The 13,982-nt window shown below is 52.7% G+C and carries 7 protein-coding genes; 1 reads left to right on the top strand and 6 read right to left on the bottom strand.

The window, feature by feature from the left end:
- Nucleotides 1-21: 21 nt before the first annotated feature.
- Entirely contained in the window at nt 22-441 is a 420-nt protein-coding gene (locus MUN80_RS21350) for a hypothetical protein (protein ID WP_244716127.1), read from the bottom strand.
- Nucleotides 442-526: 85 nt separating this feature from the next.
- Complete coding sequence (locus MUN80_RS21345; protein ID WP_244716125.1) at nt 527-1,177, bottom strand: hypothetical protein; 651 nt, start codon at nt 1,175-1,177, stop codon at nt 527-529.
- Between the two features lie 251 nt (nt 1,178-1,428).
- On the opposite strand from MUN80_RS21345, the gene MUN80_RS21340 reads away from it, so the two are divergent.
- Complete coding sequence (locus MUN80_RS21340; RefSeq protein ID WP_244716123.1) at nt 1,429-5,115, top strand: SIR2 family protein; 3,687 nt, start codon at nt 1,429-1,431, stop codon at nt 5,113-5,115.
- A gap of 812 nt (nt 5,116-5,927) precedes the next feature.
- On the opposite strand, the gene MUN80_RS21335 is transcribed toward MUN80_RS21340, so the two are convergent.
- The 4 genes from MUN80_RS21335 to MUN80_RS21320 form a co-directional block, all read right to left on the bottom strand.
- Nucleotides 5,928-6,299: a DUF3592 domain-containing protein gene (locus tag MUN80_RS21335; protein WP_244716121.1), complete on the bottom strand. Its 372-nt coding sequence runs from the start codon at nt 6,297-6,299 to the stop codon at nt 5,928-5,930.
- A gap of 44 nt (nt 6,300-6,343) precedes the next feature.
- On the bottom strand, nt 6,344-11,251 hold the full coding sequence (locus tag MUN80_RS21330; RefSeq protein WP_244716119.1) for a DNA repair ATPase: 4,908 nt from the start codon (nt 11,249-11,251) through the stop codon (nt 6,344-6,346).
- A gap of 45 nt (nt 11,252-11,296) precedes the next feature.
- On the bottom strand, nt 11,297-11,671 hold the full coding sequence (locus MUN80_RS21325; protein ID WP_244716117.1) for a hypothetical protein: 375 nt from the start codon (nt 11,669-11,671) through the stop codon (nt 11,297-11,299).
- A gap of 82 nt (nt 11,672-11,753) precedes the next feature.
- Nucleotides 11,754-13,922 (bottom strand): flotillin family protein, encoded by a 2,169-nt coding sequence (locus MUN80_RS21320; protein ID WP_244716115.1) that lies wholly within the window; start codon nt 13,920-13,922, stop codon nt 11,754-11,756.
- Nucleotides 13,923-13,982: the final 60 nt, after the last annotated feature.

The following is a 13,982-nucleotide window of genomic DNA, read 5'->3' as shown; positions in this document are numbered from 1 at the left end:
CCGTACCGGGGCCGAAACCGCTTAGGCGCTGAGCGTGTCCCGGTGGGCGGCAATACCAGCCAGCACCGTGTTCAAATAATCAACCTGCGTCTGGACCTGCCCCGCATCCACGCTGCCCAAAAATCGTTCGGTGCCGACGTTGGCGCGGTTGTTCTTGACAATCTTTTTGCGCTGGAGGCGCAGCAGATCCAGGGCGTCGTCGGCGTCTTCCTGCTCCTCGGGGGTGAGGCCGGGGGCGGCGGCATCCCGCTCGGCGGCCGCTATTTCCTTGTCTTTCTTGGCCAGGGCTGCCGCGGCGCTGGCCTGGCTGCGGGCGGCCCGGTCGTCGGCCAAATCCAGGCCGGAGTCGGCGTGGGTGAAGGTTTTGAGCTCGAAGGTCACGTCGGCGGTGGCGGCGTCGCACTGAGCCCAGGTGGTGAGCAAACTGTAATCGGGATTCATGGTAATGAAGGATAAAATGGGTGAAAAGTGAAATAATAAGATGTTTGAATATAAAGAAGTAACTATCAGATTTACAAGGGTGAGGCTATAAATAAGTTGCCAAGGCTTCGGCTTCGGCCAGTAGGCCGGCGGCCTGGGCCCGGAGACGGTGCAGGCGGGTGGCCTCTTGCGGGGTAAGGGGCCGGGCGCGGCGGTGCAGCCAGCCCCGCAGCCACCGGGCATGGTCGAGGGCAAAGGTGGGGTCGTCGGGGTCGGTAGCTTGTTCCAGGGCCGCCGTCAGGGCCTGCTGGGCCGGGGTCGGCGGCTCGGCGGACACTGGCACAGGGCTGGGCTCGGCATCGGGGTCGGGGGGAAGCAGGGCGGGCAAGGCCGCCGCCCAGCGGGCCGCTACGTGGGCCCGATGAGCCAGCACGTCGGCCTGAGCCAGCAGCCCCTGGGCCCGGCGCAGGCACTCCCGCCGCCGCAAGTCCAGGTCGGCCGCCTCGGGCGCGGGTGTAGCCGGGGGCAGCGAGGCATCGGCGGCCGGAGAGGCCGGCACCTCCGGCGGGGGCAGCTGAAGCCGCAGCGGCAGCAGGGCCACCCGCACGGGGTGGGTGAGGCCGCGCTGTTTGGTTTCAATGGCGTGCGTCAGGCTCGTGCTCACGCCCAGGTAAAGAGCCAGATCGGCGAGGTTGAGGCCAAACCAAGCCCGCACCCGGCTCAGTATAGAATCGGAAGGAGCAGGCCGGCGGGGCATAAGCGGAAGATAGAAGGATGTGGAATATTTTTGTAATGTGTAAAAATATTCCACACACACTGCCTCGCACGGTGTGGAATGTATTTCCAAAACATAAAAATATTCCACACTGCCGCAGTCGCTCGGCTATGCCGAGTGACTGGTACGCTTAAGCAACTCTGCTGCGAATTGGTGCCCATCGAGGTGCGCCCCAATAGCGCAGGACGCTCACGGCATATCCGCTTAAGCGTAGATGTCACTCGGCACAGCTCGTGGCCACGAAAAGTATACCTTTTGTTTGTTGGGAAGCCTGTGCTATTCAAATTAAAGGTGCTAAGGGGTGTATACAAAACCTTTATGGTGGAATGAAGTCATTTTTATACTTAAAAATATTATTGAGAATCATTAAGTTTGATAAAAATTTTCAACGAAATAATCTTTGCTCCATGGCCTTGTCTGTTCCCAATGGTATTCTAGATGCAATAAGAAATAATTCATTAATAGTATTCGTGGGTTCTGGAATGTCAAGGCGGTTCAATCTCCCTGATTGGAAAGGTATGGTTGTAGATATAATAAATTTATCGGATGATATAAAATTCAAGAGCTTTATTCCTGTTGTTCAGGATGATCTTATGCAGCCAATCGAAGTATTAGATAAAATGATTTTTGAAAAACATAATATTTATAGCTATATAGAAGATAATTATATTTTAAAAAAAGATTCTAATTTAGATACTCACAGAAAGATCTTATCCTTAACAGGGAAAGTCATTACAACCAATTATGACAATGCTTTTGAGGTTGCCGATACTACTATGTATAAGGTGGTATATGATTCTGCATTCCGTATTAGTAAATTAAAAGATAAAAGTAATTACATATTCAAGATTCATGGAAGTAGCGATGTTGACCCGTCAGAGTGTATTATATTTTCAAGTGATTATGAACGTTTGTATTCAAAAGAAAATGCTGCTATTATTAAGATGAAGGATTTGTTTATTAACAATACTATTTTGTTCATTGGCTTTAGTTTCAATGATCCTTATGTAAACAAAATGTTTGGTCAAATTGATGAGCTGTTTGATGGAAATATTAGTCATTATATATTAACAAATACACCTGATAAATTTGAGAATTTAAGGTATATTAGAAGTATAAAAATAGATGATTATGGTCAGATTGATGAGTTTATTGATTTGTGTATTGATAGCGCAAAGACTAGTAATGTTTCTGAAATTTCAACGAACGTTTTTGATAAAAAACAAGAATTTATTAAACCGAAATTGTGTATTTTATATCCTGATCCTGTAGATATTAACTTGTGTTTAGAATTTAAGCAGATAGCATCTTGTTTTGAAAATTTGAATGTTGATATTTATATTGGTTATTTGAATGTATCAACTTTGCAGTTGGCAGATGATTATGATATTTTGATTATAATAACAAAAATCTTTAAAGGTAAATTGTATGTTGAAGATGAGAATATATCATCTCAATTGATGTCAGCTGAAGAGTTAAGTAATTATTTTATTAATGAAGGAATGGTTAAGATTTTTATAACAAATGAATCTATTGATCTTGATTATATTGACTCATGTGTAAGTATATCTACTTATAAAAGTAATGTAATAAATAAATTTATTTTCAAAGCCTTGAGAAATTCCGATCTGAATTTTAAAGAGGCTGAAATAAAAATTAAAGGTGATTTTGGTTTTAAATATAATAAGGGAAAAGCAAAATACCTATCAATATATCAGGCCGAATATAGTATTCCATATGGTTTTAAATTGTCTGATAATTTAGTTGGCCGTAGCGAAGAGCGCATTACTATTTCGCGAAAGCTGTTAAATATAAAAATATCAAACAAGCTCCTTAATATAAAAGGTGCAGGTGGGACTGGTAAGACGACATTGATTAAAACAGTTGCGCATGATTTGTATAAAAGGGGAGTTTTCAAAGATGGGATAATGTTCGTTTCCTGTGAGCAAATATATAATTACAATGACTTTGAATTAGCATTAATTAAAGGTTTTGGTTTGAATAATATTGTCAACTTCAAGGAGTATTTGCGGGAAAATATAATCAAAGCTGAGAAATTAATTATTTTAGATAATTTCGAAAGTGTTTTAAGTATTAATTCGTCAACCGATTATGAACAAGTGCTTTTATTGTTGAATTTTGTAATTGATTATTCGAACATAGTGCTGACGTCACGAGAAATATTAGATATAGATTTTGAAGATGTATTTAGTCTTTCATCAATGGTGACAGATGATGCTGTTAAGTTGTTTGAACTGAACTATGGTGCTGTAGATGCTAAGGATAGACAAGTACTACGAGTTGAGATTTTAGAGAACCTATTGAATAATAACCCTTTGGCAATTAAGCTGGTTACTAAGAATACTATAAGGCAAAAAAGTATCGAATACCTAAAAAATCAGCTTACTAATTTTTTCTTCGAATCTACAGGTTCTGAACACGAACAAATTTATAGTAGCGATGCTGATTTGAATATAGAGAAAACAAAATCCATTTACCAGTCTATAAATTACTCATATAGTAAGTTGCTGTATAAGGAAAAATTAGCTTTTGAGATATTGCATCTATTTCCAGATGGTATTTCTTTTTCGCAGTTTAAAAAGTGGTTTAGTAAAGAGAAGTCATTAAATAGAATATCTGATATAGATTTGAAGGCGCTTTGCAATAAAAGTTTGGTTGAAAATCATGAAGGTATTCTTCAGTTGCAACCTATAATTAGAAAGTTTTCCGAGTTTCAATTTTTGAAAAGGGATGAAGATGTTAAGATAAAATATTATGGCGATGCATTTAAGATTAATAGTTTTATGATGAGTAATATTAGGTTTATGTATGCTTATGGAGATCTTAGTACATCTCTCAAGATGCACGATCAAATAAAAAATAATACTTTAATGAGTCTTGGTTACATTGATAAGATAGAGGCGCTGTATGAAGATAAAGCTCCTTTGCTGAGGTATGTTCGTTCGCAAACTAACTACATTATGCAGGAGAATCAAGCTTTGCAGTTTAAAGATAAGATCATGAATCTAAAAGGATTCTTTTCTGATATTAAATATTCGGGCGAGTATATTGATACATGTGTGAACGTTATGATGTATTATTGTAAAAGCTTTGATTCATACTCTGATTTGTGTGAAATATTTCCTCCTGAGCTAATGGAGGATAGAGTAATGGCTGAAGAAGAAAGCTTTGAGGGTGATTATAAAGATAATATATCGTTAATTCATGCGATGGAAGGACATACTATGGCATTTTTAAATTCATATGTAAAGAATAATAATGTCAATACGGATATTGTTTTTGATGATTATATATTTTACTTGGGTATACATATAAATATTAATGAGTTGGTAAAAAGATTTTATTCTTACGAACGTGATTATATCTACAAAATACTAAATACAAGTGAATTAAAATCTTATCTAAAATCCTTGTATAGCGAACATCATATTGAAATCATGCAGTGTACTTATGTCCTGGCTAAATTGGAGCCTATATCTCGGGATAAAATCAGTAAGTTGGTTGTTACAAATCCGTATACTAGAGGCTTAAAAGAGCTGATGTTTGCTTTTAATGAGAATGTTTCTAGTAAAAAACATGAGTATTTTATAAGAGCTATGAAGTTTTTGTTTCATATAAAATATTATTATCTAGAGGCGCTTTATTATTATTGCAAGTTTCTATACAAGGAGGGTCACCCCGATTTTGAAAAAAATTATTCAGATGGATTATATATGTCAAAAAAATACTACTATCAATATATGGAATATAGGTTCGTGAGTATTAAAGATAGTAGCGTGACTGTGTATCAATGTGATTTTAATTATTATCAATTAAAGGAGATAAAAAAATTTGTTCAAGATTATGTAGAGAAGTGTAACATTGAATTCAATGAAATGCTAAAAAACAACAAATCATAATTATGTAAAGATGTGCTGCTTTGGGCTTTTCTGGATGCTTCATTCAAGATGCACCGGCAACTGCTAGGCGGATGCACACATGTGTGGAGCAGATAAGGTGGGCCAGATTATAACTACTGTTGCAACCTCAGCATGCGAGATACTTCGGCTGCGCCTCGACATGACCTGCCGGGTTGAGAAGCTATTCCCGCTTCAGCGCCTCCCGAATCCCGCTCAGCCCACCGGCAATGTTTTCCAGCTTATCCAGCATCTGCAGGAGCTGGCCGGTGCCGGAGTTGCGGAGGTTGTTGGGGTAGGTGGCTATTCGAGGTTATTGCAATAGGAAATCGAAGCCGGAGACTACGATAAAGTGCTTAGGGAAATCCGGTAAAAACCGAACCTCTACTTTCTGGCCCTTCTTAAAGCCCGGTCCTTTAGTGCTTTCCAGACAGGTCAAGGTAAGCCACTGCCCTTGGGGCGTTCTGAATCGTACGATCGGAAACTCATCGAAGAAGCGCAGCCCTTCGGTTTCCACACCTACGATAGTCCCCTCTACCGAAATACCCTGCCATAATACCGAGATTCTATTCGGAGGTTTAAGGGAAGGCTTCTCTTGCTTTTGGACGTATAGGAAAACGAGTAGCAGAACGATACACATGCTGCCGCAGAATAGCTCAAGCAAGGTGGTATTAGGATTAAGGTGAAATTTACTCCCGCTTCAGGGCCTCCCGAATCCCGCTCAGCCCCCCAGCAATGTTTTCCAGCTTATCGAGCATCTGCAGGAGCTGGCTGGTGCTGGAGTTACATCGGGAGAAATAAGGAGCGGGAGATACTTAGGTATTTAGGTACTGTATCACACCAAAGATGGAAAGGCCCGCCCCAATAAATGCGAAGAGCCAGAGCAGTGGGCCGGAGCTGTCGGACATGATGATAAAGCAGGTGGGGTCGGCCGGGTCGAAACGCAGTTGAACCGAGTCGCCCTCCGCGAAGCTGGCGGGATTGGTGCCTATATCGTAGCGGGCCGTTATCCATTCCTGTTCAGGCGTCAGGAAGCGGACTACCGGATAATACGTAAGGTTTCGGTACCCCGTATCCTGCTCCAGCCGAATAACCATGCCTTCGGTGGCAATACCAGTTCGATAGAGCCTAGCTCGTTGCTGGAGCTTGAATAGCGCAAAGAGCAAAAATCCCAAGCCCAGGGCCATTAGAACAAGGAATTCCTTGTCAGCATGATTTAGTCCGAACATACTTACTCCCGCTTCAGCGCCTCCCGAATTCCGCTCAACCCGTCGGCAATGTTTTCCAGCTTATCCAGCATCTGCAGGAGCTGGCCGGCGCCGGAGTTGCGCAGGTTGTCGAGGTAGGTTTGCTTGATTTGCTGCCAGCGGGCGGCTTGCTCGGGGGTGAGCCAGTTGAGCAGCTCGCGCAGCTTGAGCAGGTTGGCTTCGGTGGCGCTGGTCAGGGTTTGGGCTTCGCTTTCGTAGTGGGCGGCCAGGAGCTGCTCGATTTCCTGGTCGTTCATCACGGGGCGCACTTTCTCGGCCAGCTTGTTCATGTTGCGGTAGGAGCCCTGCAGCTTGAACGGGGGCTCGGTGCGGTAGGCGTCGGCCTGGGCGGCGCTGGCAATGTAGGCGGCATTCACGCGAGCCACCACGTCGCGCAGGCGCAGCAGCTTTTGCAGCACGGCCACGTACTCGTTGAGCTCCTCGGGCGTGTGGTTGCCCTCGAAGCTGAGGCCGTCCTGCTGCCCGGTTTCGGCGAGGCGGATGAGGGCGGGCACGTCCTGGGGGCTTTGGGTGGCGAGGCGGGCCAGGGCCGCGTTGCTGGTGAGGGCGTTTTCGAGGTAGGAGAGGCGGAAGGCGTCTTCGGAGCCGGCCGCCAGGATGTCGCCGAGGTTGTAGATGTCGGCGCGGTTGGCCAGCATGTCGGGCAGCTGGAACACGTCGCCGCTTTCGGTGTAGGGGTTGCCGGCCATCACCACGCACACCTTGCGGCCGCGGAAGTCGTAGGTGCGGGGGCGGCCCTGGTAGACGCCCTCAATCTTGCGCTGGGCGTCGCAGAGCGAGATGAACTTCTGCAGAAACTCGGGGTTGCAGTGCTGAATGTCATCCACGTAGATCATCACGTTGTCGCCCATCTCGAAGGCCAGGTTCAGCTTCTCCAGCTCCTGCCGCGCCCCGGCGTTGGGGGCCTGGGCGGGGTCCACGCTGGTCACGGCGTGCCCGATGGCCGGTCCGTTGATCTTCATAAAGATGAGGCCCAGGCGGTTGGCCACGTACTCCATGAGGGTGGTTTTGCCGTAGCCGGGCGGCGAAATCAGCAGGAGCAAGCCCATCAGGTCGGTGCGCTTGCCCTCACCCGCCGTCCCGATCTGCTTGGCTAGGTTGGCCCCGATGATGGGCAAATACACCTGGTCGATGAGGCGGTTGCGCACGAAGGACGTGAGCACGCGGGGCCGGAAATCTTCCAGGCGCATGTCCTCGGCGGCCCGGGCCAGCAGCTGCTTTTTCACCTCCTGAAACGCCTCGTACTGGGCCACCGTGGCGCGGTCGTAGTGCAGCAAGCGGCGGCGGAAGTCGGGGAAGTTGAGCTGATAGGTCCGGTCGTCGGCGAGGCGGGCGTGAGTGCCCTGGAAGTCGGCCAGCGTCTCACGTAAAGGCGTGTGCACCACCCGTGCGGAATCGTAGGTGCCGGTGAGCAACAGCACGGCGCACTCGTTGCAGAAATCGGAGAGAGTAGCGGCGGCCGGGGCCTGGCGCAGGTAGGCCTGTAGCCACTGCCGAATCAGGGGGAGCTGGGCGGCGGGCTGGTCCTGCAGGCCCGTCACCGACTGCTGAAACAGCTCCGTGGCCTGGCGCTCCTGCAGCTGCTTCTGGAACTGCTGGTACAGCTCGGCGGCTTCGGCGGCAATGATGAAGGTGCCGGTGTGGGTTAGCTCGTGGAACAGGTAGTCGCCGGCTTCCGCCACCTGAGCGGGGGTGAACAGGCCGGTTTGCTCGGCGAAGTGGTCTACTGCCGTTTGCAGCTCGGTTTTGAGCTCATCGAACTCCTGCGAATCGGGGAAGACCTGGAGCAGCACCCCGATGCCCTGGAGCTGCCGCTCCCAGTGGGCGCGCTGGTCGGGGTTGGCGAAGCGCAGCCAGTAGAGGGCCGCGGCGGCGCGGGTGTCGGCCGGGTAGCGGAGCAGGTCGGCGGTACGGGTGAGGCGCACCAGGGCCGTGAGCAGCAGGGCCGCGTCGTGGTCGTGCACCCCTTTGAGGTAGCCTTCCTGGTAGCGCGCGGCCATAAACTGCTGCACGTAGGTTAGCAGCTCGGCAGGGCTGAGGTGGCCCAACTCCGTAACGGACAGCACGGCGGCGCGGCCGGCTTCGGGGCTGGCGGGCGCGGGGTGCTGGGCGGCTTGCAGGATGCGCCAGGCCAGAAACTCGGCCCGGTACACGTCCTGGTTTTCCGACAGCACGGTTTGCTCCCAGACGGGCCTAGAAGCCAGTAGGGCGGGGTCGGTTATCTTCTGGAAGAAGTTGGTGCCGGTGAGGTGGTAGTGCAAATCACCGTCGCGCAGCACCACGGTCAGCTCCAGGGGCTGGGTGTTCACCGTGAAGGCGTGGGGACCGAACTTGAGAGTCTGGCCGCCGTCGGCGTAGAGGTCGGCCCGGTCGCGGAGTTGGCGCACGGCGTCTTCGCGCAGGGTTTTCAGCCGACTCTGCACGTCGTCCGACTTCACCGAGTCGCCGAGGTTGAGCAGCTCCTGAGCCGTTTGGCGTACCTTCTCCACCATCACGTCGGCGGCAAAGTACCCGTTGATATCCGCTACCGATTCCAGGCGGGTGAGGCGGCTTTGCACCGCCTTCAGCAGCCGCTCGGCGCTTTGCAGCAGGGCCGTGGCGCGCTGGTTGCGGGCGGCCACCAGCGCGGTTTTCTTCGACTCGAAGGCTTCTACTACCTGCTCGCGTCGGGTGGTGAGCTGCTCGATAAACTGGTCGAAGTCGGGAAACTTGCCTTCCAACTCCTCTAGCTGCACCATGAGCTTAGTCAGGTACTCGTCGCACTTGGCGGGCGTGTCGGCCAGGTCGAGGTAGTTGGTCAGGGCCTGCTCCAGCAGCTTGAGCTGGGCGGTAAACTCGGCCTGGGCCTCGGTGCCGGCCAGGGCCTGCCGCCGCCGCTTCAGGGCCGCCCGGATCTGGTTGAAGCGGGCGTACACCGTCGAGATGTTGTCGATGATGGCCGTGGTCTGGGTGGGGTCGGGGATGGGCAGGTTGCTCACTACCTCAATCAGCAGCTCCAGCTCCTGGGCCACGGCGGCGGTTTCCTGCTCGCGCTGGTCGGCTTCGATGGTTTTCTGCACCTGCTCCACGCCGTCGGCAATGGCCTGCACGCACTGAGAGTAGGGGGTCAGGGCATCGGGCTTGAGCAGGAAGTCCACGGTTTGCAGGGCCACTTCCTTGCTCAGGGCTTCCAAATCAGCCGCGTGTTTTTCCACGGCCGGCAGCTCCACGTAGCGCAGTTCCTTCAGCGAAATAACTTCGCCCCGCACCCCGCGCAGCTCACCGAGCATTTGCACAAACTCCGTGACGGAATCGGGGGCCGAGCGGCGGATGCGGCCGGTCAGCTCATCGGCTTTCTGGAACACGGCCTGAGTTTGCTGAGCGGTGTTCTTGCGGATACTCTGCACCTTCTCAAACTCCTCCACGGCCGCCGTAGCCGTCTGGCGGATTTCCCCCAGGGGTTCGGCCAGGGCCTGGGCCGCCGGCTCGCGCAGCCAGTGGTAGGCGTCGGTGAGGGCGGTGGTCTGGCGAATCAGGTCGAGGTAAAGGCCGGCGTAGGAGTCGTCCTTGCTGGTCAGCGTCAACACTTCCTGCACCTCACTCATGGCCCGCACAATCTCCTTATTGCCCAGCTTGTAGAGGTAGGAATCGGAGGTGACGGGTAGCTGGAAATCGGGCGCGGTATAGGGCGTTTGCCAGATCTGCACGGCGTGGTGCTTCTTGGGCTCGTCGTCGGCCCGGAAGTAGCACAGCTCCCCATTTTCGAACAGGGCGTAGCCGTGGCACACGATGGGGTTATCGACGCGCTGGGCAATGCGGTTGTAGCTCAGCAGCAGGTAGGTGCCGTGGTCCTTGTTGAAGAACACGTACAGAAAATCCTCCCCGTTGGGCGACACCACCCGCTTCTCAAACAGCATCTCGCGCAGGCCGTTGTCGAAGAGCTTGTTGTCGCCGGTTTGCAGGTAGAAGCCGTGGGGAAAAATCAGGCCCTGCCCGTCGGGCAGCAGCACGCAGGCATCGGCCAGGGCGTCGAGGCGCTGGGCAGTTTTGAGCTTGTGGTTGAAGATGAAGTAGCGGTACTGCTGTTCCTGGTAGGGCCGGATCTTGAGCAGAATCAGGTTGCCCACCACCGCGTAGTAGATTTCCGAGTCGTCCAGGGTCTGGTCCTTGTCGTCGACCGGCTCGCTCAGAATGCCCTGCCCGGTGCTGGTGTTGTCCTCGATTTTAATGGTCAGGTCGCCGCCCACGGTTTCCACGAACACCTTGTCTTCGATGCTGATGTGGGGGTGCTTGCCGCCGCGCTGCATGTCGCGGGTGGCGCGCTTCCAGCTGAACTCGTGCTGGGGTGGGAAGGTGTACTCGTGGTCGGAGCGGTTGTCGGCGTACGTGAGCGTGTCGCCCTGAATCAGCCACTTGAACGTCTTCACATCGGAAGCACTCTTGCCCACCCGAAACACCATGAACAGGTGCACGCCAATGACGGCGAACTTTACGAACTGGGTGTTCTTGTAGTAGCGGTACAGGTTGCGGAATTCCTCCAGAAACTGCGGGTTCTGCAGCATCTCCAGGCCCAGCGGCCGGAAGTCGTGCTCCGCATATTCGTACACTCCAAACACGTCGGCCAGGTCCGGCTCCGCCTTGAGCCCCAGCACCACGTTATACCCAAAGATGAACCGCTGCCCCACCGGCACCATGTCCCAGGGCACGCAGTTGTTTTCGGTGGTAATGCGGCCGGTGCCAATCAGGCGGGTATCCACGGCCCCGAAGACCTGCTTACGCTCGGCATTGAGCAGGTCGAGGCGCTGGCGCAGGTCGGTGCTGCTCTTTTGCAGGCGGTTGCGCAGGATTTCGTAGGTGCCGGTTTCGAGTTGGGTAGGGGCTTGAGCTTCCATAGGAGGGCAAGGCACAGACCCTTGCAGGGAGAAAAGAACTGCTAGTTAGTTTGTTGAAGGCTGCAACTTGACCTTCAGGATAGCGTTGGCTGGATCTGTTGTAGCATAGATGACAGCGGTAGTATCGCCTTTTTCGTGAGTGCGTACAAAGCTTCTGGGCACCCTGGTTTTAAGGGAGTATTTCACTCCGCCAACGGTGTACTGCACGGATACCCGCTTCGCCTTGTGGGTTCTTATCCGGGTAATGATGCCCGTGGCATATCCCGGATTCTTTAGGATCAATGCCCGCTTTTCGGCCCTATCCGCTTTGACGAAGTAGACGATGCCGGCAAAGAGGGCAACACCGACAACCATCCCAAGGACAAGATTGACTACTTGCCGGGTCATGGTGGGTGAATTGTTAGAATCGGGTGCTTGCATGGATAGGTAGCCAGAGCCAGCTCCCCTTCTTAGCTGAAGAGGGGAGCTGGTTGTTCGTCTTGGTTTAAAGAATAGTCGGGTATTACTTCAGCTCCAGCATCTTGGCTGGCTTGTCGCCAATGCCCAGGGCTGCGGCCGTGCTGGCCAGCTGGGTAATCGTGGCGCGGGTGGCGTCGTCGCCGGCCTGGTTCATCATCTTCAGCAGCAGGGCCGAGACGCTGAGGTTCTTCATATCGTCGGAGCTCAGGCCGAACTGATCCACGAAGCGGCGCAGGTTGGTTTTGAAGTCGCCGCCCCCATCCAGCGAGAAGAAGGCGTCTTTCACCGTGCCCAGCACTTCGCTGTTGTGCACGGCGCGGTCCACCATCTTGCCTTTGGTAATCGAGCCGATGATCTGGTCGAAGAACATGGTTTCCCCGCCCACGATGTCGATTTTGGCGGCTTTGAGGGCTTCGCCGATAACGTCGGCCTGGGAGGCAGCAATGTCCTTCTGAATGCTGATCTGGGCCAGCTCCACCGACTTCTCTTTGTCCAGGCGCAGCTTGAACTCCTCGTGGTCTTTGCCCACGCCGTCGAGCTTTTTCATGGCATCGGCCTTGGCTTCGATACCCTTGGCTTCTACCGCAAATTTCTGCTCCGAAACGGCCGCTTCGGCCAGACCTTTCTTCTGGTCGGCATCGGCGCGGGCCTGAATGATGTCGGCGTCGGCGAGGCCTTTTTCGCGGTTGATTTTGGCGGCTACCAGGCCCAGCTTCTCGTCGGCCTCGGCCTGGGCCCCGGCTTTGGCCTGAATGGCCTGGGCCTCGGCGGCGGCGGTGAGCTGCAATACGTTGGCCTCGGTTTCGCCTTCTTTCTGGCGGGCAGTGGCTTTGGCCTGCATCACCTGGGCTTCGGCCAGACCCACGGCCGTGGCTTTGCTGGCTTCGGCTTCGGCCAGGGTGCGGATGGCCTGACCCTTGAACTCGGAAGCTGCTTTTTCAGCTTCAGCGTCAATTAGCATCTGCTTGGCGCGGAACTCGGCGGCCTGCCGCTCCATGTCGGCGTTGCCCACCAGGGCTACCGTGGCGGCTTCGGCCTGCTGCTTGGCGGCGGTAATGGCCACCAGCTTTTCGCGGTCGGCCTGGGCCTGGGCGCGGGTATCCTTGATTTTCTCCTCTTCCTGCACCGTGGCTTTTTCCACCACCACCCGCTCCCGGATAATGGTCTGGATGTTTTTGCGCTCTTCTTCCAGGGCCTTTTCCTTTTCAATCTGGGCCAGGGCCACGATTCGCTCCCGCTCGTTGGCTTCCAGGGCTTTGGCCTGGGCTACGCGCTCGGTTTCCACGGCGTCGGTGCGCTGCTTGTTGCGCTCGGCTACCAGCACCTGCCGGTCGCGGTTTTGCTCGGCAATGCGCACTTCTTCTTCCGTAGCAATGCGGGCTTTTTCGCCCTTGAGGCGCTCTTCCTGCATCACCTTCTCGGTTTCGGCCAGCTCCCGGGCCTTGATGTTAGCTACTTCCCGCTTCTGCTTTTCCTGGTTTTCAATCAGCTGCTTTTCGAGCTGCAGGATGGTTTCCTGGGCCTCGACGTCCTGCTTCTTGATGGTTTTCTGCTGCTCCCGCTGGATGGAGTTGGCCTGAATCTTCTGCTCCGAGGTCAGGGCAATGATTTTCTTGATGCCCTCGGCGTCCAGGATGTTGTCCTGATTCAGGGCCGTCAGTGGGGTTTGCTCCAGGTAGTCAATGGCGCAGTCGTCGAGCACGTAGCCGTTGAGGTCGGTGCCGATGATGGTCAGAATTTGCTGCTTAAACTGCTCCCGGGAGTTGTAGAGCTCAATGAAGTCGAAGTGCTTGCCCACGGTTTTGAGGGCTTCCGAAAACTTGGCGTCGAAGAGGTTTTCCAGGGCCAGCGGGTCGGAGGCGCGGTGGGCGCCGATGCTCTGGGCCACGTTGAGCACGTCGTCGTGGGTCTTGTTGACGCGCACAAAGAAGTTGACCTTCACGTCGGCCCGCAGGTTGTCTTTGCAGACGAGACCCTCAGAGCCGGCCCGCTGAATGATGATGGTCTTGAGCTTGATGTCCATTACCTCCATCTTGTGGAGCACGGGCACGATGAAAATACCGGTAAACGACACTTTTGTGTCGCCCATGCCGGTGCGCACCAGGGCCTCGCCCTGCACGGCTTTCTTGTACATGCGCGCCACCACGGCAATGATGCCGAGCAGGAATACACCGAGCAACACCAGCACGGCGAGGGAAAGTTGACCAATCATAGAGGGGAGGGGTAAAGTAGAATCAGTAGAAGAGGAAAAAGCAGGGAGATATTCCGGCAA

It is taken from the genome of Hymenobacter cellulosivorans (genome assembly GCF_022919135.1).
Classification (GTDB): Bacteria; Bacteroidota; Bacteroidia; order Cytophagales; family Hymenobacteraceae; genus Hymenobacter; species Hymenobacter cellulosivorans.
The sequence above is the reverse complement of the archived record's forward strand: the minus strand, read 5'-3'. Positions and strand labels throughout refer to the sequence as shown.